Source organism: Bradyrhizobium sp. WSM3983 (assembly GCF_000473045.1).
Classification (GTDB): Bacteria; Pseudomonadota; Alphaproteobacteria; order Rhizobiales; family Xanthobacteraceae; genus Bradyrhizobium.
Genome location: NZ_AXAY01000025.1, coordinates 82,616 through 102,338 on the forward strand (window position 1 = coordinate 82,616; position 19,723 = coordinate 102,338).

At 59.0% G+C, this 19,723-nt stretch carries 30 protein-coding genes; 7 read left to right on the forward strand and 23 right to left on the reverse strand.

Annotated features, from left to right (window positions below):
- The first annotated feature begins 9 nt into the window (after positions 1-9).
- The 5 genes from YUA_RS47120 to YUA_RS0128830 all read left to right on the forward strand — a co-directional run bounded on the left by YUA_RS47120 (position 10) and on the right by YUA_RS0128830 (position 2,230).
- Complete coding sequence (locus YUA_RS47120) at positions 10-984, forward strand: hypothetical protein (protein WP_051383434.1); 975 nt, start codon at positions 10-12, stop codon at positions 982-984.
- The gene (locus YUA_RS45350) at positions 984-1,271 is read left to right on the forward strand and encodes a DUF6527 family protein (RefSeq protein WP_051383435.1); all 288 of its coding nucleotides are present in this window, start codon (positions 984-986) and stop codon (positions 1,269-1,271) included. Before YUA_RS47120 ends, YUA_RS45350 begins: the two co-directional genes overlap by 1 nt.
- 2 nt (positions 1,272-1,273) lie before the next feature.
- Positions 1,274-1,537, forward strand: coding sequence for a hypothetical protein (locus tag YUA_RS0128820; RefSeq protein ID WP_035972128.1), 264 nt, complete (start codon positions 1,274-1,276; stop codon positions 1,535-1,537).
- Positions 1,455-1,808, forward strand: coding sequence for a hypothetical protein (locus YUA_RS0128825; protein WP_156947300.1), 354 nt, complete (start codon positions 1,455-1,457; stop codon positions 1,806-1,808). The genes YUA_RS0128820 and YUA_RS0128825 overlap by 83 nt, the downstream gene beginning before the upstream one ends.
- A 131-nt stretch (positions 1,809-1,939) precedes the next feature.
- On the forward strand, positions 1,940-2,230 hold the full coding sequence (locus tag YUA_RS0128830; protein ID WP_156947302.1) for a hypothetical protein: 291 nt from the start codon (positions 1,940-1,942) through the stop codon (positions 2,228-2,230).
- Here the strand turns inward: YUA_RS0128830 and YUA_RS0128835 are convergent.
- From YUA_RS0128835 to YUA_RS0128885, 10 genes are all read right to left on the reverse strand, one after another.
- Positions 2,227-2,487: a hypothetical protein gene (locus tag YUA_RS0128835; protein WP_027533815.1), complete on the reverse strand. Its 261-nt coding sequence runs from the start codon at positions 2,485-2,487 to the stop codon at positions 2,227-2,229. The genes YUA_RS0128830 and YUA_RS0128835 overlap by 4 nt on opposite strands.
- 210 nt (positions 2,488-2,697) lie before the next feature.
- Positions 2,698-3,015: a hypothetical protein gene (locus YUA_RS0128840; protein WP_156947332.1), complete on the reverse strand. Its 318-nt coding sequence runs from the start codon at positions 3,013-3,015 to the stop codon at positions 2,698-2,700.
- A 23-nt stretch (positions 3,016-3,038) separates the two neighbouring features.
- Positions 3,039-4,238, reverse strand: coding sequence for a site-specific DNA-methyltransferase (locus YUA_RS45355; protein WP_245285285.1), 1,200 nt, complete (start codon positions 4,236-4,238; stop codon positions 3,039-3,041).
- A gap of 2 nt (positions 4,239-4,240) precedes the next feature.
- Positions 4,241-4,573 (reverse strand): hypothetical protein, encoded by a 333-nt coding sequence (locus YUA_RS0128850; protein ID WP_027533817.1) that lies wholly within the window; start codon positions 4,571-4,573, stop codon positions 4,241-4,243.
- Between the two features lie 2 nt (positions 4,574-4,575).
- Complete coding sequence (locus YUA_RS0128855; protein ID WP_156947304.1) at positions 4,576-4,866, reverse strand: hypothetical protein; 291 nt, start codon at positions 4,864-4,866, stop codon at positions 4,576-4,578.
- Positions 4,866-5,177 carry a DUF2312 domain-containing protein gene (locus tag YUA_RS0128860; RefSeq protein ID WP_084292938.1) on the reverse strand — a complete coding sequence of 104 codons (312 nt, stop codon included), beginning with the start codon at positions 5,175-5,177 and terminating at the stop codon, positions 4,866-4,868. Before YUA_RS0128860 ends, YUA_RS0128855 begins: the two co-directional genes overlap by 1 nt.
- A gap of 241 nt (positions 5,178-5,418) precedes the next feature.
- Positions 5,419-5,613, reverse strand: coding sequence for a hypothetical protein (locus YUA_RS0128870; protein WP_027533821.1), 195 nt, complete (start codon positions 5,611-5,613; stop codon positions 5,419-5,421).
- An 8-nt stretch (positions 5,614-5,621) separates the two neighbouring features.
- Positions 5,622-5,768 carry a hypothetical protein gene (locus YUA_RS50310; protein WP_156947306.1) on the reverse strand — a complete coding sequence of 49 codons (147 nt, stop codon included), beginning with the start codon at positions 5,766-5,768 and terminating at the stop codon, positions 5,622-5,624.
- An 89-nt stretch (positions 5,769-5,857) separates the two neighbouring features.
- Positions 5,858-6,352: a hypothetical protein gene (locus YUA_RS0128880; RefSeq protein WP_156947308.1), complete on the reverse strand. Its 495-nt coding sequence runs from the start codon at positions 6,350-6,352 to the stop codon at positions 5,858-5,860.
- Positions 6,353-6,405: 53 nt separating this feature from the next.
- Entirely contained in the window at positions 6,406-6,681 is a 276-nt protein-coding gene (locus tag YUA_RS0128885; protein WP_027533824.1) for a hypothetical protein, read from the reverse strand.
- A 332-nt stretch (positions 6,682-7,013) separates the two neighbouring features.
- Between YUA_RS0128885 and YUA_RS48830 the strand changes: the two genes are divergently transcribed.
- Positions 7,014-7,682: a PEPxxWA-CTERM sorting domain-containing protein gene (locus tag YUA_RS48830; RefSeq protein ID WP_084292939.1), complete on the forward strand. Its 669-nt coding sequence runs from the start codon at positions 7,014-7,016 to the stop codon at positions 7,680-7,682.
- Positions 7,683-7,801: 119 nt separating this feature from the next.
- Positions 7,802-8,359: a hypothetical protein gene (locus YUA_RS50315; RefSeq protein ID WP_156947310.1), complete on the forward strand. Its 558-nt coding sequence runs from the start codon at positions 7,802-7,804 to the stop codon at positions 8,357-8,359.
- Position 8,360: 1 nt separating this feature from the next.
- Here YUA_RS50315 and YUA_RS0128890 read toward each other — a convergent pair whose 3' ends face one another.
- The 13 genes from YUA_RS0128890 to YUA_RS47130 all read right to left on the reverse strand — a co-directional run bounded on the left by YUA_RS0128890 (position 8,361) and on the right by YUA_RS47130 (position 18,973).
- Positions 8,361-10,145 (reverse strand): sialate O-acetylesterase, encoded by a 1,785-nt coding sequence (locus tag YUA_RS0128890; RefSeq protein WP_027533825.1) that lies wholly within the window; start codon positions 10,143-10,145, stop codon positions 8,361-8,363.
- Positions 10,145-10,630: a hypothetical protein gene (locus YUA_RS0128895; protein ID WP_027533826.1), complete on the reverse strand. Its 486-nt coding sequence runs from the start codon at positions 10,628-10,630 to the stop codon at positions 10,145-10,147. The genes YUA_RS0128890 and YUA_RS0128895 overlap by 1 nt, the downstream gene beginning before the upstream one ends.
- A 110-nt stretch (positions 10,631-10,740) precedes the next feature.
- Complete coding sequence (locus YUA_RS0128900) at positions 10,741-11,349, reverse strand: hypothetical protein (RefSeq protein WP_027533827.1); 609 nt, start codon at positions 11,347-11,349, stop codon at positions 10,741-10,743.
- A 292-nt stretch (positions 11,350-11,641) separates the two neighbouring features.
- Positions 11,642-12,049 carry a hypothetical protein gene (locus YUA_RS0128905; protein ID WP_156947313.1) on the reverse strand — a complete coding sequence of 136 codons (408 nt, stop codon included), beginning with the start codon at positions 12,047-12,049 and terminating at the stop codon, positions 11,642-11,644.
- A 30-nt stretch (positions 12,050-12,079) separates the two neighbouring features.
- Entirely contained in the window at positions 12,080-13,402 is a 1,323-nt protein-coding gene (locus YUA_RS48835) for a YecA family protein (RefSeq protein ID WP_084292940.1), read from the reverse strand.
- A gap of 29 nt (positions 13,403-13,431) precedes the next feature.
- Entirely contained in the window at positions 13,432-13,608 is a 177-nt protein-coding gene (locus YUA_RS50320; RefSeq protein ID WP_156947315.1) for a hypothetical protein, read from the reverse strand.
- Positions 13,609-14,196: 588 nt separating this feature from the next.
- Positions 14,197-15,567 carry a helicase HerA-like domain-containing protein gene (locus tag YUA_RS45360; protein ID WP_051383437.1) on the reverse strand — a complete coding sequence of 457 codons (1,371 nt, stop codon included), beginning with the start codon at positions 15,565-15,567 and terminating at the stop codon, positions 14,197-14,199.
- Positions 15,564-15,788, reverse strand: coding sequence for a hypothetical protein (locus YUA_RS0128920; RefSeq protein ID WP_027533829.1), 225 nt, complete (start codon positions 15,786-15,788; stop codon positions 15,564-15,566). The genes YUA_RS45360 and YUA_RS0128920 overlap by 4 nt, the downstream gene beginning before the upstream one ends.
- The gene (locus tag YUA_RS50325; RefSeq protein ID WP_156947317.1) at positions 15,781-15,954 is read right to left on the reverse strand and encodes a hypothetical protein; all 174 of its coding nucleotides are present in this window, start codon (positions 15,952-15,954) and stop codon (positions 15,781-15,783) included. The genes YUA_RS0128920 and YUA_RS50325 overlap by 8 nt, the downstream gene beginning before the upstream one ends.
- Before the next feature lie 3 nt (positions 15,955-15,957).
- Complete coding sequence (locus tag YUA_RS0128930; protein WP_027533830.1) at positions 15,958-16,479, reverse strand: hypothetical protein; 522 nt, start codon at positions 16,477-16,479, stop codon at positions 15,958-15,960.
- 39 nt (positions 16,480-16,518) lie between these two features.
- Positions 16,519-16,965: a hypothetical protein gene (locus tag YUA_RS50330; RefSeq protein ID WP_156947319.1), complete on the reverse strand. Its 447-nt coding sequence runs from the start codon at positions 16,963-16,965 to the stop codon at positions 16,519-16,521.
- Positions 16,966-17,108: 143 nt separating this feature from the next.
- Positions 17,109-17,762, reverse strand: a complete 654-nt coding sequence (locus YUA_RS47125; protein ID WP_051383438.1) for a hypothetical protein — start codon at positions 17,760-17,762, stop codon at positions 17,109-17,111.
- Between the two features lie 173 nt (positions 17,763-17,935).
- Positions 17,936-18,973 (reverse strand): hypothetical protein, encoded by a 1,038-nt coding sequence (locus YUA_RS47130; RefSeq protein ID WP_051383439.1) that lies wholly within the window; start codon positions 18,971-18,973, stop codon positions 17,936-17,938.
- Between the last annotated feature and the right edge of the window lie 750 nt (positions 18,974-19,723).

Below are 19,723 nucleotides of genomic sequence, written 5' to 3' on the forward strand. Positions count from 1 at the left end.
ATGAGGCAAATGTGGCCGCACGCTCCCGCGACCACCGTCAACGCGATCGTCTCAACTTGCCAGGACGTCTTCGCAGAATACCAGATCAACAGCCCGCTTCGGGTCGCGCATTTCATGGCCCAGATCAGCCACGAATGCGGCCTCGGCACGATCGTCCGCGAAGACATGAACTACCGGGCCCAGCGGATCAGCGAAATCTTCGGCTACGACAAAGCCAAGCAGCGTTGGGTTCACTCTGCGCGCGTGACGGACGCTGAAGCTGCGCAGCTCGCCCACAATCCGAAGGGCCTGGCTGAGCGCGTTTACGGCCTGGGCAATCCGCCCAAAGCGAAAGAGCTCGGAAACACGCGGCCGGGCGACGGCTATTTGTTCCGCGGCAACGGTATGCTGCAATTGACCGGCGGCGGATCGCATCGTCGCATCGGCAGCCTCACGGGCTTCGATCTCTACAATCATCCGGAGATGCTTGAGGATGCGGGTACTTCCTTCCGCGTGGCAGCCGCCGAATTCAAAGCGTTAGGTGCGATGCCTTACGCTGATCGCGACGACGTCACTGGTGTCACGCTCAAGGTCAATGGCGGCCGCAACGGCCTCGCCCAGCGGACCGTCCTGCTCGCCAAGTGGAAGGAAGCGCTACCGGGAGTCGAAGAGCCGGTGCAGCGTCCTCGTGGCGCTCCGGAGCCGGCCGACAAAGCGCTCAGCCAGTCCAAGATTATGCAAGGTGCGACGGTTACCGGCGGCCTGACCCTGCTCGGAACCGGTGCGCAGGTTGCGCAGTACGCGCAAACGACCTCCGACGCGGTGACAACGGCCAAGGGCGCAGCCGACAACATGGTCAACGTTGTGCAGACCGTGAAGCCCTTCCTCGGCCTCGCACCCTCTGTGTGGGTCGGTGTTGCGATCGGTTGCGGCGTCGCCGCGCTCATCGGCTGCGGTTACGTCATGTGGCAGCGTTACCTCAAGCTTCGCGATCAGGGCGTCTAATGCCGCGGGTCGTCGCCACGATCGTCGCTGACGTCGAATACGCCAAGCACATCCCTGGCGCAGTCGAACTTCACGACGACGGTCTCTACTACGTCTGCCCCTGCGGTTGCCGCTACGTAGGCTATCTGCCGTTCAAGCCAGCGGCCTCGCCGTCGTGGCATTGGGACGGCAACCGCGAGCGGCCGAGTCTCGAGCCCGCCGTACACCATCGTCTGCGGAACGCCGACGGCAAGGAAAGCGGGACCCATTGGAAAGGCTGGCTACGTGCCGGCGTTTGGATGGATTGATCATGAGCGTGCTCATCGCGATTGCCGGCCTGCTCGGCATCAACGTTCCCCGCCTCATCGGCTACGCGATCGTCGCGGTGGCGGTGGTCGCGGGCGCCTTCACCATCAAGTTCCACTACATCAACGTCGGCCGCGATCAGGTCACCAATGAGATCGCCGCTGGAAACCGGGAGACGCTGAGCAATGTCAACGCTGCCAAGGGCAAAATCGACGACTGCCGTGCTGCTGGTGGTCAGTGGAGCACTGCTGACGGGATGTGCGAATAGCACGCGCGGCTTCGGCACGTTCAGCGGGCCGAGCGGTGGCGTCTGCGACGCATTCGATCGTCCGCAGTATCAGATCAAGGGCGCGACCGCCTACGACCAGGAATGGGCCGACAAGACGACCGAGGCTGGCGTCGCCGGCTGCAGTTGGGCGCGCCCTGAGCCGCGGCCGAAGCATCTCGACGTCGATCCCGCGGCCCCCGTCAAGTTTGTGCCGCCGGCGCCGAAGAAGCGCTCGCTTTGGAATCGCATCCGTCATCCGAAGTCGTCCTGAGCAGCGTGGTTATGGACAACGGAACTATTGCGATCTGCATCTCTGCGGCAGTCTTCCTGCTCCAAGTCTTTGACAGGATCTGGGGAGGCGGAAGCCGCGCTGCGACAACGCAATCAACGCTCAAAGAATATGTGAACACCGAGGTCGCGTCGCTCCGCAAAGACGTCTTTCTTAGACACGACACCAGCGAGGGCAATGTCGGCCAGGCGCTACAACACCTGAAGGACACCTGCCATCGCATGGAGCTCGAGGCGATGCAATTCCGTGCCGTGTCGGCCGAAACCTACATGCGTCGCGACAGCTATTACAAGGCGATGGGCGAGCTCAAGCTGGACGTCAAGGACGCCTTCGAAAAGATCGACAAGCGGTTGGAGCGCATGGAAGACACCATGGCAGCCAACCGCAAAGAGGATCGAGCCTAACGGATCGTAGCCTCGGCGATCGTCTGAAAGAAGCCGCACTCGATCCCGCCGATCGCCTCAGCCCGCCGCACGATCGTGTCGACGATCGTGAACAGGATGGCGGGATTTTTCTCACCCCGCATGAAGGCCACGCACGCCTCTCCGTGTGCGCGTCCCGTCTTGTTGTCAGCCGCCCAATCGCCCGACGGCAGCACATTCCAAAGGTTCAGCCCAGCGCCTTCGTCCTTGACGAATGGCAGTCTTTTTACCGCGTCCAAGTCCCCTACTCCCGGGATAAAAGTTACCCTATTCCGAATTTCCGACTTTTCGAATTTGACGCGGCCCGCGTCAGGAGTCAATTCATTTGTTCCTCCTATGTTCTTTTCCGGTTCCTGCCGCCGAAGTCATCCGCCCGACCGCTCGGTAGCAACTAAGTTATTGTTCCTGAAGCTAAAATGTGCGGTACCCGTAGAGACACAGTGAGGCGATTAGAGAAAACGCCGGTCGATCGGGATGCCCATGAATTCCGCCGCCCGAATAGCGGCCTCCATTCCAGGCGAGATACCGAGATCCTGGTAAACCACCATGCGATCGGCTTTGCGCAGCCAGGCGCGCGCTGCGTTTATCCCTTGAGCCCTTTGAACGGGATCGTTGTCGTCAAAAATTCCCGGCTGCGTGAACAACAGATGCGAGGCGATGGGAGCTTCCTGGCGGTCGGCGACGCAAGAGCGCACACACGCCCGTGCATATTCGATGTTACGGCCGATCTGCCCGGCGTAAGGGCTCTCCAAAACGACCAACGGCATGGCGTGCGGCGGCAGAAGTTTTGTCATCCTAGCAGTTCCTCTAAGTCGTTCGGAGCGCCGAGCAGCGTGCCGACATCGTCGGCCAGGCCAAGCATGTCGAGAATCTCGATCGAGCGCGGCTTGCCCAGGCCGAAGCGCCAACGGATGTCGTCAGCGTAGGTCGGCTCGCGCTCAATCAAAATCGAATTGAAGCCTTCCTCGATCGCCGCTTGGCCGGTGGTGCCGCTGCCGGCGAAAGGATCGAGCACTGTGCCGCCCGGTGGCGTCACAAGGCGGCACAGCCAGCGCAGCAGGCCTATCGGCTTGACGGTCGGGTGATCCGAGCCGGCGCGATCAACCTTGCCCGCCTTGCCGAAATAGCCGACCGGAGAGCCGTTTGGCGGGAAGCTGTTGAAGAAGCGCGCAGCTGAACCGCGATCGTCTCGCTTGGCGAATGGAGTGCGGCCGGCGAACTTTCCGTAGATCGCTTTCGTGACATCCGACGGCTCGCTTCCCTTCAGATCGCCACGCTGGCCGACCGATTGCGGAAAGACCGACAGCACGACATCAGAGCCGTCGTGCAGTAGGTTCGCCGGCCAGCGCCCGAGCTCGGCGCCATCGCTTGCAACACGACACGCTTCGATATTGATGGCGCCGACGCCGTGCACCAGGACGTTCCTGAACCCGCTGCTCTGATCAAAGGGCCGCTGGCCGAAATAGATCGGTTCGAGCGCCGGCTTGCAGCTCTGCGTTCCGTAGTACCAGCCTTCCCACTGCTCCACGTCGTCAGTGTCGGCGCCGGCTTTCTTGAGCAGATTGCTCACGCCTTTCGCTTTTGGCAGCCCCTGGCCGTAGGTCCAGCCGTAGAACGGATGCATGACGAAGCCGGCGTCTTCCATGGCGCAGGCTTGGCGATGGCCGGTGCGCGGCGAGGAGAACGCGAGCGCATAGCCGCCTGGCAGCAACACCTCGTAGACCAGTTTCCAGAACTCGGGATCTTGCGCGACGCGCTCGCCGTTCTCGTCGGCGCCGTCCCAGCGCTGCCCCATGAACCCCTTCGACACGCGGCTGAACCGGCCGTCGCTGCCGAACTTTGCCGGCGCGCTGTCCTGCTTGCCGAAGCGCTTGACGATGGACTCGAGGTAGTACGGACAATCTGTGACGACCGAGTGTACTCGAACCCCGGCCGCAATCAGCTCGCGTAGCACTTCTCGGCTGTCGCCCTGATGAAAATCAATATGCACGATCAGCCCAGCAGGTCATCCACGTCGGCCGCAGTCTCGAGCCCAAGCAGATCGTCCTCTGCCGGCTTAGGCTGATAGGTCTCCCAATTGGGCACCTTCTGCCTAGGCAGCGCCATGAACTCCTTCGACTTCCGTGCACCGGGAAACCGTTGGAGCGCGTTGTGCAGCGCTTCGGCCATCGCTTCCTGTGCAGTGCTGGCGATGGCGTACTCGTACAGCTTGGAATCCACCGATCGCACGTTGCCCAGCCATTGGCCGTCGGTGCGCCGAAACAGGTTGTTCACCCGGAAGCCGGCTGTCTCAATATCGGACACGATGTCTTCGAAGCTTTTCATGATCAGCCCAGCAGATCATCAACGTCCGCAGCCTTCTTGGCCGGCGGGCTCGGTTGCGTCTGCGCGGGCGGCACGACTGCGAACCCGTTGTCGAGATCCCATCGCTCGCACGACGGCAGCAGCGACAGCGCTTTACCGAGAGACTCGCTCGGGGTTTCCGCGCATTGCGACGTATAGCCGCTCGTTCGACCGAGCTTGATGTAGGTCTGCCAGGTGTTGCCCGTGCGAACGAGCATTACGCTGGTGATGCGCCCTTTTGCTGCGCAATCATCTAATTCTGCGCCGAAATTCATCAGATCATACCGAGAGCAAGGAGATAAGTTTCGAGGATCGTCTCAGCCTCGGCGCGTTCGTTCGGGTCCTGCTTGCGAATTTTGACGATCGCTCTGATCGCCTTGACATCGTAGCCGTTGCCCTTGGACTCCGCGTAGATGTCGCGAATGTCGTCGGAGATCGCTTTCTTTTCTTCGTTCAAGCGCTCGATCCGCTCGATGATCGATTTCAATTGTTCCTTGGCGAACTTCGTCGCGTTGTCGCCAGCGGGGATCTCATCGTCATCGAGAAGATCGCCGCCGCGCTCGTTAGACTTCTTGCTTGTCGCCATTGTTTTCGTTCCGTGACAATGTGAATTGATGTTGATCGCGCCTAAGTGACATGTCAACTCGTAGTTGATCTGTTCCGCATTAAACTTTCGCGGTTCTTTTCGATGAGCGCGGCTGAGTAGCCGGCGCGATGCAACGCGAGAAGCAACGCAGTCTCGCTGCGATCGTCAGAGCGAGCGCAATGCATGTCGAGGCAATGCCGCATCGCTTTCAGAAAGGTCCGGTTTTCTACGGAGACGCCGATCATTTCGGCTTCACCGTCAGCTCGAATTGTCGGCCAATGAAGTACGCGGGACGATTTTTATCCGTCAGCGGCAGAGTGATTTCGATCAACGTGCCTTCGACCCAAGCAGCGCGACCGACCGCGTTGCCTTGCGCAACGAGCTTCACTCGATCGCCGCGATCTTCAAGTCCGATGACGTGAGCTTTGATCTTCATAAACCGACCTATTCGAACAGTGAGCCTTGCGAAACGACGAGAGCGGGAATGCGTTTGCTGTAGATCGTCTCGCCGTGAACGCCCTTGTCGCTGTAGTCGAGCCCGTGCTTGTCGCAGAGCTCGCGCGCCAGCGTCGTCAGCTCGTGATGCGTCATCTTCATTGTCCAGTTGCCGGCAGTTGGTCGACGCCCGTTCGCTATCCTGCGAAGGCTGTCAACGACCTGTTGCGGCAACTCGTCGAACATCACGCAGCCGCTGCGGTCTCGGTGCCAACGATCGTCTTGAGCAACGTCTGATCGGCCTCGCTGAGATCCGCGGCCGGCAGCGTCGGCGCCGCCAGGGGCTTCGCGTATGCGTCGAGCGCCGGATCGTTCATGGTCGCCATGCGGGAGTCGTTGACGATGCGCAGCGCGGTCTCGCCGAAGTCGCGCAGCCGCACCGTCTGCTGGATCGATAGCGTCTTGAACGTGTCGCGTTCTCGGGTCAGCGTCGCGATCTGCTCGTCTCGCGCTGCGAGGGCGGTCGAATGGTCGGCGAGCATCTGATTGATCGTCTTGTCGTGTTCAGCCTTCACGCGGGTAAGTTCGTCACCGGCTTCGGTCAGCGCCGTATAGAGCCGGTCGTGCGCCTCCTTCGTCTGCGTGAGCTCATCGGTCGTGAGCACCAGGTCCTGGCTGACCTTGTCGAACTTCTGCTGAGCGGCGACGAAGGGGTTTTCGAGAGTGTCAGACGCAGTCATGCCAGCGGTCCTCTGGGGTTTGAACAGATTGAAAGGTGAGATGATCCGCATGTTCATCGGCTGAGCCTGCGGGTAATGAGGTATCCGGCCAGGATCGGGAGCCCGGCGGGCCAGAGCGCGGCAAGGACGAAATCGAGCTGCCTGCTGCCGGTGGCCGTGGCGGTCGGTTCCGCCCCAGGGATCGGATAGCCAAAGCGGCTGATCAGGCGCGCTGTGACGCCGAGCCCTATAGTCCAGATCGTGAAGAACATCAGAGCTTGGAAGGGCCCGACGTGGACCCCAACGAAAGCCGTGCAGATGAAAACCAGGAGCAACGTCGAAATGGTCATGCGCGGAGAGCCTTGAATCAACTTCAAGACATGACATCAACTATTAGGTGATATGTCAATCGACTAAATTAAGCTTGACTGCAGGCATCGGAACATCGGATAAATCTCAGGTTGTCTCGCGCCCCTGAGAGAGTGGACGGCCGCATTTCACTTGATCGACAAGTAGAGTAGTAGGGCCCCTACCGCTCCCGCCACGGCGTCCCCGATAGGCGGAGCCGGAGGCTTACCCGGGGGTCGTGTCGGGTGCCCCGGGGCCGTCCCTTGGTTTGCTCTGGTTGACTCAACCACCGCGAGAGCGTCAAAATGGATTTTTAGGTAAGTGGAGTTTAGTTATGCGGTGTGTGTTAGGTTGTATTTTAGCCACGCTTTTTGGTGCTTCAGCCAACGCCTCAGTTATTCAGATTGACTATACAGGCACGTACAGTGGCAGCGTCACGATCGGCAACCCGTCAATCTCACAATTTTCGACGTCGACTTTCGGTTCTGCGCCCTTCAGCCTCACCTTCGTCTTCGACAGTTCCTCGCCTTATGTAGATCAATACTCAACTCCTACAAGCTCGGCACTGGGTGGTTACCGGGCGGGATTTGGTAGTGTCGCGGGTGTCTACTCTTTTGATGTATCTGGCAATCAAAACGCGTCAGACAGCGCCGAAATTGGCTCAACATCACAGACAGTTATAGATGTCGACTTCAGCAAAGCTGTAACGCATCCCACGCTATCCATGAGTGTCAGCCATCCCGACATCCCAGCATCAATTTTCGAGCCCTTTACAATTCTCAACGGACTCACGGGACAAGGAAGCTACCTATACACAAGCGTGGGGAATTTCTCGTACTTTAGTATGGAAGCGACACTTGTTCCTAAAACGATCAGAGTAACGGTTGACGGCGTATCTGTTGCCGTGCCCGAGCCTTCGACATGGGCGATGCTGCTCCTTGGTTTCTGCGGCGTTGGATGCGTAACTTACCGGCGTCGCAAAGGGGCTTCGCTCGCAGCCTGACTTTGACTACTCAGAAATCATTGCAGAGGTCGCCGGCTTCGCGGTTTTTTCGATCGTCGGAGACCGGGCTCAACCCGCGGGAAGGCAGAAGCGTTCCTTATTGGTTTGGAGTACATATAATGTTGAGAGTGCTTGCGGTTTTACTTTGCGCTTTAGCGTTAGCTGCACCCGCAAAGGCTGACGTCATCGTTACGTATGACTGGCAATTTTCGGCTAAAGCCCCGCCCTGCGGAGGCGGCCCTGGATGCATTGGATATATCGGCGGCGCGCTTTTTCAAAGCGGGACTTTTGCAACGACGTCGGCCGGAGCAGACTTACTGGGTACGTCCGGCATTCTCTCTTCGACCGAAACGAACTTTGGTCAAATCGCCAGCTCGATTCATTCTGTCACGATCCTAGTCAATGAGTCACAAGTTCCTAACGACCCGACATATTCCGGATTTTGGGACGCAACCAATGGCTTTGTGGCGATTACGGTTGAATGGAATACAATAGGTTGCGACGGTCCGTTTTGCGGCCCGCCCGGAATTTATACCGGAGGTTCGGGCGGCTTAACTCAACTATTTTACACACTGAGTGTAGCCCAGTCCGTTCCCGAGACCTCCACCTGGGCTATGTTACTCCTCGGCTTCTGTGGCCTCGGCTTACTTTTGCATAGACAGCGCGCCGACGCATGAGCTACCGCCACGACGCGCCGACAAGCGCCATCGCTCCTGCCGCCGTGCAGGTTAGCGTAACGGTGTCCGGCGTCTGCGCCGTAAGACCGGATGCATCACCAACGACGTTCAGCGCGCCTGAAGCTCCGGCGTGAATGCGGCGAACCGGTGTTTCCCCGGTTGCCGATAGGGTGCCGGTGTTGGACGTGATGTTATTGCTGGCTCCGCAGACGATGTAGAAGCCTCCGGCCGAGGTGTTGAAGCTCGCGTTTACGACGGTGCCGCCGCTGTTGACGGTCCCCCCGTTGCTGGCTACCGGCGTCGGTGACGAGAGGTCGCCGCTTGGTACGGTGTACACGGCCACCCGGCGCGATCCGAACGGATTAGCCCCGCCAAAATCGAGCGTGACTGTGACTGATGTTGCCGTGTCGGCGTCGGCATCAAGCACGCACGAGGCCATGCCCGCGCTGCTATTGCCTGCCGCCCCCCTGTAGACATTCCTTGTCGCGGTCTTCGCCGTTCCGACGTTTGGTGCGACGGTAACGGTCACTGGCTCAAGATCGGTCGCGCCCGTATATGTTACGATCACTAGGTTCCTAGCCGCGGCCGGGATGGCAACGGCGGCCAATTGCTGCGTGGCTCCTCCCGAACTGGTTTGGCCAGACGACGACGACCATGTCGGCGTCGGTAGCGAGGCAAGCGGCGTCGGCGCGATATTGCCGCCGGAATTGTCCAGCGGAAGCGCCAAACTGGAATTGTCCAAAACTGGCGCTGATGCATCGGGATTTCGCCCGTACTGATAGCGAAGCTTTCTCGCACTGGTCGTGGCTAGCGAGGCGTGCGTAAGCCGCAACACGATCGCCGACTGCCGGGCGCCAGCCGTTGCCGCGGCCCACGTTCCGCCGTTGTCGCCAGAAAGCTCGAACCCGCTCGGATTGCTGGTGGGCGTGAAGTCCGAACCGAGACCGCGCACGAAAGTGACATCGGTGTGAGTGGCATCGACGATCGCCGCGCCCACGATATGCCAATTCGGGAACGCCGTGGTGCTGGCGAGGAGCGACGCGATCGTCTTGGCGAACCGCTTGCCCGAACGGCCAAGGCTGGTCCCGTCAATGTGGATTTGGTCTCCCGATGCCAGCATGGCGTCGCGATTGCTGTGCGAATAGTAGACGTTCGGCAACTGCGTTGCGCCCGAACCACAGCGGATCAGCACGCCTTCCATCAAATCCCAAGATGCATCCGTGCCTGCACCGGTCCCGGTGTCGGTGGTGTTTGCCAGACTGCAAAGCACTAGCGGACAAGCCGCCTTCGTGGTGCCGAGATCGGCCACGATATCGGCATGAAGCTGGGACAGTTGCGCCCGATAGCTGGCTTCCGTGTTGCCGTTGGCGCTATCGCCCTCACCTTGGTACCAGACGATGAAGTCGAGCACGCCTCCAGATGCGACTATGGAATTGATGAAGTTCGTGTAACTGGCGTTCCCCTTGCTCAACAAGCTGATCGCCTGGCCGGACACGGCACCGCCGAGTGCCCCAACCGTCTTTCCGGCAGCACTGTTGATGCCGTTCATCAGCTCTCGAATGCCGTTGTAGTTCGGGATTGTCGTGCTCCACGACGTTCCGTCAAACCATGACGTTCCGGCATTAGCAGCCGGAGGAGAATTCGAGAACAGCGCGCCACCGCCGTAATGATGGAAAGCGTTTGACTGCCCATAGATGCCAATCAGCACCTGCGCATTGCGAACTTTGGAGTTTCCGTTCGTCTTCCGAAGCAGACGCTTTGGCCGAACCGCTACGAGCGGAAACATCAGGCCTCGCTATGATAGCTGGCTTGAACGGTGATGTTGCCGGCGACGCTGGTGACGACCTGCAGCTTCTTGTCGGCGGTACCGAGTTTCTTCTTGCCGCGCGGCGTCACCTGCATCGGACCGCTCTTGGCCGTGACGTACCAGGGTCCGAAGAAGACGTTGCCGGAGGTCTCTTCCTTGAACGTCACCGTCATGTCGGTGTCGGTACTGACGATCAAATCGTCGATCACCAGCTTCTGACCAACGGCCGGTGCGTCGGTGACTGAAGCCACGGCGCTGTGCTGATCGGCGCTGGTAAAGGGCACGCCACCTACGCCCCAAACGCTCGACCATGACGGACCGCCGTCGAGACTGGTACCGTTGCCGCCTCCGCTACTTCCGCCGCTGTCGACGATGACATGGGGCACCACGGAGTTCGTGTCGGTGTCGAGCGTGAACTTAAACCGAACGCGGTTCCAGTAGTCGAAAAAGTCAGAAAGCGCCATCGGTGCTCCTCGCGAGTCGGTTTTGCCGCACTATTCTCCACTTTCAGGTGATATGTCAATAACTAATTGATCAGAAGCTAAGACCGATTTTGAGTTCTCAGAGGTGGAGTTCACTTCGAGAGAAAGCCGGGCGATCCTCCAATCGACTTTAAGTAAGCAACGATGGGATCAATCGCCATTCGAGCCACTTTCATCGCATGTGTGCCTACCTCAAACTGGCCAGGCCCCTGGATCATGCACTGCGAGGGCGGAGGAAACGGAATCGCTTCGAACTTATGTGGGTGGATCTGCATGAGGTAGGATGAATAGTAGGCCGGCGGTTTTGCAATCGGGAGCGAGTAGAAAGTGAGCACATCAACAATAGTGAACAAGTTTCCGATCATTGTCGCATAGACGTGCTTAACGAGATCGGTCACTTCTTTTCCGTCGGCCTCCTCGTGTCCCATGCGAAAGGGGGCGTGGTTGAAAGCGAGGACGCGTGGACCATCGTAGAAACCCGCCCCGACATACCAATGGGCTGGCGGGCGCTTATGTTCAAAAAAATAGGCAACATCAGAAGCTGGAAGCTTTAACGGGTGTTTGGTGATCTGGTCGGCCATCAGCGCGGACAGAGCTATCCAAGTGGAGAGCGCCTCCTGACCTGCTATGTCGAGTAAGTGCGTATCGCCAACGATTAGCCTCTTTGCGTAAGGTTTAGCATCCTCCACGATCTTGCTCATCCATGTGCCATTACAATCTCGGCAAACAGCACGAACCTTCTTAGTTCGTACATGCCCTTGGCGAATGGTCCACTCGTGAGGTCGCGTCTCAAAGTTGCGCGTATAGCCCTCGGTTCTTAGCTCAATCGTAGGCAAGATTTCGCGCAGCCAGTCTGACCAGATGTGCTCTTTGCTCATCTTGATGAGAGGCGGGCTGCGTCCGCAGAATATACATTTTCCCTGAGGCCGCTGCGTTTGTTTGCTCATGAAGCAGCCCCCCGGGATTGTCGAGACTTCTCGGCGTCGTGACAGCTCATCTCAAGAGCACGCGCCCGGCCGCGGCGGCTTCGTCGATCTTGTGCTTGAAGCAGTTGAACTGCTCAACCCAATCGGTCTGATCCGGCGACAATCGATTGACCTTGTTCTCGCACACCTTGTCGAACAGTCGCATCGTGTCAGAGAGCCGACGATCGGATGCGTCGCTGCTGTAGTGAAGATGCCACATCTCACCGCGGAGCCTGTCGACGCCGGCCTTGCCGATGCGCTGCTTCTCGATACAGATCTCGCGCAGATGGTTGCTGTAGGGATGGCGGTCCTCGCATAGGCTGACGATCTGCTGCCGTGTCAGCGCCTCGATCGCAGCGCCGGCATCCGCCCTCGCCTGGTTGCCGCTCGCGAGCACGAGGAATCCGATCGCCATCGAAAGCCGGAACCCGCGCATTTTCATCACCCCGGTCATTCGCGGCCCAGTTTAGGCCTTCGCAATTGCGTGCTTGCCAACCCGCGCGAGATATTCATCCATCGGCTCATTCCAACCCCGAGGCATCTGTCCGAATCCCGGGTTGTTACAAACGCGACATGGCGCGCCGGATGCCCCACAACTACACGCACCATTGCCCTTCCAGGGGCGATCGAGGTGTTCGTCACAAACCCATCCCGAGTTACTGCACAAGGGGCACTCGTCAGGCCTCTCAGACCTAAGTTGCTCAATCCTTGCCATTGTTTTCAGCGCGCGAGACTCTTCTCTCCTCAATCGTCTTTCCGTCCGTCTAAATTCGCGGTCGAATTCTTTCTGCCTGTTCTGCAGTTCGATGGGATCGAGAACCTTCTGTCCGCCGGCGCTGTTAGGATCTTCCGCGCGGAAATCGATCATTACCGGCGTTGAAGCTTGGGCAGAGTGGCATAATTTGTACTTGCGCCTCGAACCACAAGGGCAGGGTTTATTGCGGCCAGCTAATGGCGTTCGGATAATCGGTGGGGCGCCGCCGTCAAGGGGCTCAAAAGTGATGCTCGCCGCCGAGACTACGCCGACCGGCGAGCGGGTGGCATCGATTTGCGCTACGAAGTAAGATGAAGTTTGATTGGATAGAACACGATAATCTGCAAGAGCAGGCGATGCAAATTTGCGTGGAATGGTCAAGCTGCTGACCTGGCCACCAATCACTCCGCTCGGATGTGCCGAGGCGCAGTGAACTAGCCGTGTCAATCGCGCGGCCACCGCCCGCGTGCGCAGGTTTGGCGCCTCGAGAACTAACTCTTGCATTGCTTGACGGTCCAGGCCCCACATGAAGCCTATGCCGAGTCCGTGAGAGGGGATCTGTTCTGGGAGGTCGGCCAGAAATGGTCGAAACTCGGGCCATGCGACGTCGGAGTATTCGCTTGTCTCGAGATCTTGAAAATTCGAGATCATTCCAAATACAGGATAGTCAATGTTCCATTGCCGGCGAAATCCAACAACTATGAGTGTAAACCTGCGATCAGCTGGCCTGATGGCCCTAATATCGGGATGCGGAAGAAACTCCTTGTTGAGCGTGGTTGTCATTCTTTTAATCGTCTCGAAAAGAATTAGATCTGGCTGAACGCAGGCGACCAGAGTTTCGATGAGTTTAACTTTCGAGTTATAGCGACGATGCTCGGCAAGGCCGGTAAAGCTGATGGCAACGCGAGCGTCTAGCGTTGCAAGGTAGCAAATTTTGTCGAATTCGTCGTTTGGTGTCAGCCCGGCGCCTGTGATCCGCCGGTCAGAGACGATACTCGCAAACTTATGCGTTACAATAGCAAGCCCCAAGGTCACGGCACTAATTCCTCCTGCAAAGAGTTTGCTTAAAATTCCCGCGTCGTCGCCGCCAGCGCTAGCAGGTCGAAGGCGTAGATTCGCACCACCGCATCGTGCTTGCGCGAATGCGGGACGTTGAAGTCGGAGATGCAGTCGACGCCGAACACCGGCGCATTCGCCGTCGACAATGAATTGCTGCTCGCAATCTTCGCGCGCTGATCCACGGAAAACGCCTAGCCCCATTTAACAACTATGGGTTGGCGCGTCCAGAATATAGGATTCTTGAATAGAAAGCCCCAAAGTCGATTCTTGAGTCCAAATCTCTGAAGTAAAAGCGCCGTCGCGGTGGCCGGTGGTCCCGCCGATCGGCTCGTTCGGTGTGCGCGATCGAGCGACCTTAGGAATGTCCCAGGTCCGGCGCCCGCGCTCACGCGCTCGTGAATGCAGATGCATGGATTTTTTCTCGAACAAAGAAAAACCCCGCTAGGTTAGGACGGGTCGCGATCGGACTTGCATATGGCGGGTTCGCACGGGCACTATCGCCGCATTGCAACCTAGAGAGAAGTGGCGATGAAATATTTGATCTGCGCTATTCTGTTAGTCGGTACCGCAAGCGCGGTGTTAGCGCAAAACCGAACCTGCAATGTTCAGTCCTGCAGCATCCAACTCAATCAGTGCATGGCCGTTGTCGCTAACACGGTGGCCGGAACAGCAGACTCCCGCAAAACAGCCACTCAGCAAAGTGGCGATGCGAATTGCAGGGCGTCATATGAGCGCTGCGTAGCCACTACATGCCGCTGAGAGGGCTTAACTCAGAACATCAGGCGCCACGCGGCGCGCAGGCCGTAGAATCCCAAGCCCGCGCCCGCGAATAGCACCAGGCCCGCGCCAGCCCAACCCGCGACGATCGCAAAGACGGCTTGCGCGTAGCGCCAACGCGACACGGGGCGCGGCTTGGCGCCGGGAGCGGCTGCAAAGTGCTTCGCCCTCTCCTCGTTCGATATCGCACCCAGCTTGCAGGTGGGGGCGTGGATGCGCGCCAGCTCGCAGGGTTGCGGCGTGCCCGTCGGGCCGATGAGCGAAACCAGGGCCTGCCCTGGTGCCATGGTTGCGATGAGCTCGGCGGCATTCAAGGCAGGGTTACGCGGCAACGACTCCGCTGCGGCGCGGATCTCTTTCGCGTCTTTGCCGGTGGCCGCGCGCAAGGCATGCTGAATGCGGTTGCCGAGCTGGCCGGCCACGGTCGACGGGATATCAGCGGGCGATTGCGTGGCGAAGTAGACCCCGACGCCTTTGGAGCGGACAAGCCGGATAATCTGCTCAATCCGTTGCAACAGCGCGGGAGGGCAGTTGTCGAAAAGCAGATGGGACTCGTCAAAGATGAAAACCAGGCGCGGCCGGTCAAGGTCGCCGACCTCCGGCAAGCGGTCGAATAGATCGGACAGCAGCCAAAGTAAAACCGTCGCGTACACGTCCGGTGTCTTGATCAGCTCATCAGCCGCTAGGATCGATACCAGGCCTTTGCCGTCACGCGTGCCGAGCAACGTCGCAGGATCGAAACCTGGCGGCTCAAAGATGCTGACGGCCGAACTAAGCCGCAACAGCGCGCGTTGGATGACGCCAATCGATACCGGCGAGACCTGCCCCAACGTCGCGGAAATCGCCTCACGGTGCGCCAGCAGCTTGCCGAGCACTTGGCGAAAGTCGCGGATGGACTCGAGCGGCAACCGTTCGGCCGCGGCATAGGCAAAAGCGATATCGACAACCGACGATTGGACGTCGCTTAGGCCTAACGCGCGGGAAAGCACCGCGGGCCCCATTGCTGCGATTGACACGCGCAACGGGCTGCCCTGCTTTCCGTAGCAGTCGAGAAATTGAACGGGACTCGGGCCGGTGGCGAGTCCGGCAATGTCCCCTTTGACGTCCGCCAGAAAGACGGGAACTCCGATCTTAGAGAAACCCTCTGCCAGCGTTTGCAGCGTCACGGTTTTACCGCTACCCGTCGCGCCCGCGATCAACCCATGGCGGTTCGCGTAGCGCCCCCGCAAGCGCGCATTCGGTGCGAGTTCAATCGAGATGCCGTCTTGAATCGCGGTAACAGCCGACTCGCCGCGTGCAACGGCTAGCCGGCTGTTGTCGTGCGCGACCTTTTCGGCGACACTCTGGAAACGCTTGCGCGTCATTCGTCCCAACTCACTTCGTTTGGCAGCGCACGCCAGTCGCCTATCCACATGCCCATGTATTTGGTTCGGACCGCATGGAAAAGGCCGTTAGCTTCGTCGCGTGAACCATCTTTAATCGCAGTCATCGCGAGCGCGTCAATACGTCCGCTCGAGTCCATGTCACTTGCATGGGCAAAGACAGTAATTCGCGTTGCCGGGGTGAAGAAGGTCTTTTCACTCATGGTTCACCTTCCGGAGTTTCGAGGCTTCCAGCCTAAGCCGTTCGGCCTCTGCCCGGCAATCCCTTGCGTCGTCGTGCTCGGCGAAGCGGTCAAAGTTTCTCGCCCGCTTCTCCAATTCGTCGGCCTCGCGCATCATGTCGCGCGGATCTTGTGCCAGCGCGACCATGGGCTAAGCCAGATAAACCAGGCCGTCGTCGCCGACGTAGGAGTCGGTTTGCTGAAACGGTGTCCGCCAGCCGCAAGCCTCTTGCAGCGCTTTCAGGCAAGCCGCGTTCCCGTCATCCGTAAAGGCGACGCCATGGCCGTTTCGGGCGTACCAGAACAGTTGTCCAAGCCGCCTGTCATCCAAGGCCTCGCGCGCATAGCGGAGTTCAGTTGAGCCCGGGACAAGCTCGGCAGCCTGGTCTAACAGCGCGCGGTTGACGGCTTGGAAGCGCTGGCAATCGGCAACGATGCTTGCGAGCGCGACCGGAGCGAGATCCGCGAACCCGAAAGAGTCGCCACCTTCAAAGCGAGACTCCATCGTGGCCCTGTTGATCACGACGGCCGGCATATCGCGCTTGCCTTCTTCGCAAAGCCGTTCCTCATCCGTGAAAAACAGGCATTCGATGTAACCCTGCGTAAACGCGTCGAGCCCTTGGAAAGCGCGGGCTGCCTCTGGCGAACCCTGGTCTAAAACGAATTCCGGCATAGTCGATTCCTCATTTGATGGTTGAGATTTTGGACGTGCTTAGGCCCGTCGCAGCTCGGCAACGCGGGTCTGATGGAATTCGTGGCGGATGCGCCGATAGACCTTGAGCCGGTAGCTGTAGGGCGTGATTTCCAGCTCGCGCTTCAGATCCGCGTACTCATCCGGAGTCGCGGCGCGCGTGGTTTGGTACCAGCCTAGATCGCAGGCGCTGTGCTGCCCGACGTGCGAATAGCAAGCCATGCTAAATTCGTGGTTGGCACCAGGTTCGCACGGAAACACGGCCGTGACCTGCCCTGCGAACGCGCCCGACTTATCGGCCCGAAACAAAACGGGCGTGATGGTTTCGGACTCCCGGTCAAGCTGACTATAAGCCGCGTCACGCGTTCGGTGCGCCGTGATGCCGCGCTTTGTGACGCACAGCCAGCCGCCATTCCATCGGCCGGGTATTTCGTGCGACTGGCACACGTAAGGACGTTTCTTAGCCATTGGCCTACCCCTTCAATCCGATCGCCCAAACCGCGATCATGCTGATAAATCCAACGATGGCCGCGAATTCGATCGCGTCGAAAAGCCGGTCAATCGCGAAGTCGAGAACGTGACGCATCTTGAATCACCCGTTAGTTGATCTTCTAGGCAGCGATCGTCGCAGCGTAAATGCGCTCAACGACTCCATCGGACGCGATGCCCTGCCCCGTGGTCGTGCGCGCCCAAACGTTCAGGCCGCAGAAATCATCGTCAACTTTCTCGCCCTGCTCTTTCAGCTTTTCGGCAAACCAGGTCGAGACGGCCCAATGCTCAAAGACTTCCCATTCATAGGGTTCAATATCGTGATCGCTGCAGAGCGCTTCCCAATTCGCACATGCCCATGTGGTGCCGTCTTTGTTGCTGAAATAGGTCGCGCCGAAGTCATCCTCTAGCGGGCCGGACCAGCCTTCCTGTTCCGCGGCTTCCTGGAAATCGTCAATCGGGCGCGCCAGCTCGAAAGCCTCCTCAACCACGTTTGCCAGCTCGCGCATATCATCGGATTTGCGATAGTCAGTGGCCGAAAGCGAGTTGCCGTAATTCTTGGCGAGCACCGAAACAGCCGACGACATGCAGCAAAGAACTTCGCGCGTCACCATCTGCTCAATCGTGATCACGGTGCGAGTCTGCGGTGCGTTCAGCAGCCACGCGACCTTGTCGGCTAGAGCACGATCGGAAAACGTCGCGGACGGACGATCGGTCGTTTCGTCATCAGCAAGCAACGCGATGTAGTCAAGACCTTCGTGAACGATGTACGGCATTGGTGATTCCTCATTTGATGGTTGAGATTAAGAACGGAATTCAGGCGTCGATAAAAGCTTGTCGGTGTCCGAAGTTGTCGATTAGCTCGGCACGCTTTGCCCGCATGCTCTGGATATCGTCATAAAGCGCGTGCACCTTGTCCGCGATTACGCCGCAGATGGTCGGGAAGGCTTCAGTTTGCGGGGCCCAATTGATTGAGCACCGCGCGACGTTCGGCGAGCAACGCAAGGGCCTGTTGGCGGGCCTTGCTGATATCGTCGCCTAGTTCGGTGTAGCGAATGCCTGCGCTGTTGGCTTCCCTATATTCGCGCTCATCATCGGCGACCCATTCGGCAAGTTGATCGGCGCGGCGGGCAGACTCAATGGCGCCGTCGTGATCAACGATCGCATAGGACTCCGGATCGCCCTCGAAAATCTCCTCAAAGCAAACCGCGCACGGGCCGTTGCTGTCGGCGGCGCCGTTGATGCTGTTGTCATAGCCTGGGACGAATTGCGGCTTGCCGTCTTTGCCGGCCAGCTGAAACACGACGCCGCGAACGGTTTCGTCCTGGTGCTCATCGGTAAACCAGCCTTTGTGCCGCAAGCTGGCGATCTTGTCAGAATAGCCGACAAAGCGGAGGCCGGCTGCACGCGGGTTTTCGATCCAACGGACATTCTCGAATGACCGAACCCTGAAAGGCGCATTGCCCCATGCCTGAAGGCCGAGCGGGTAGCGCGTGCGGCCCGCTTCAATATCTTTGCGGGCGTTAAACAGCGCCATTTCGGCAGTGCGCGTGCTCGCCTGTTGGCGCCAATAGCGATAAGACCAAACCAGGCGCGACACGGCCGGGGCTTCCGCGGCGACATAGTACGGAGATTTGAAAGCCTCGCTAATAGGCGAAGCCGCGACAACGCAAAAAGTCTCGCCCTCATAAAAGAACGTTCCAGCGGGCAACGGCCGAACGTCATATTGATGCGCAGTCTTGGGATTGCCGATACCGCAGGAACGTTCAGCGGCTTCTTTGGTCGCGAACCCTTCATAGGTCAGAAAGGCTTCGCCATTCGCATAGGCTGCAACGATCTTGGCGCCGTCGGCATAGTCGCCGCTGGTAAGGCTGCCGTCGCCATCGATCGTATAAGCTTCGCAGGGATAGACGCGACCCGTTGCGGGTTCGGTCCAAAAGACGCCGAACGCAGCAGCGACACGACGCGCAGTCTTGACTTGGTGCATAGTCGACTCCTCGAAAAAATCCGGTCCCCCTTCATACGCCGCAACGGCATAATGTCAACTGCGAGTTGACAAAATACCTAACCGTTTTTCGAGGTTTCTTAGAGCTCGCCAACAGCTCGAGTTGCGGCAACAGCAGGCCTTGTGATCGGATGGACTCGAGCGGCCGATCGTGTGCAGCGCCGGCGCATGGTCAAAGCGAGCTCGCCCTGCAGGCCCTTGCGCCTAGTCGAGATCCCCGAAACGAGAATCACCTTTGCCGTGAGAACGGGCGTTCCTGGTGAAGGCCCTTGCACGTGGTCGCAGTGGCAGGGTGGCCGCTCAATCGAGATGCAGGGCAGGCCGACTAGCGGGGCTCGCCTATGCGTTAATGCGTGGCCGGCCCTGCCTTGCCCCAAAAGGTCTATGGGCGGGGCTGCTAGCGGGCCTCTCGCCTGCCCCGCTCTGCCTGGTCACGTGTGCAGTGCACTAGCATAGCCGGGCTCTACCAGCGTGCGGACAACATGAGATCATGCATGTGCATAGTCTCATTGGGTATCGATGCATTGCGAACAACCTACCTCATGACAGTCTAAGTCAGTGTCATCGGGTATCAGGTTGGCTACGGGTCCCTCCTCAGGCTGTCTCGTGCCGCGGGGGGCGCAGAGCCCGGGATCGGGGGAGTTTTGACATTTTTGATATAGCACACCGGCGATTTCATCGGAAACTTCAGCCTGCTGTCTCACAGCGTCTCGATTACCGAAGAACATCAAG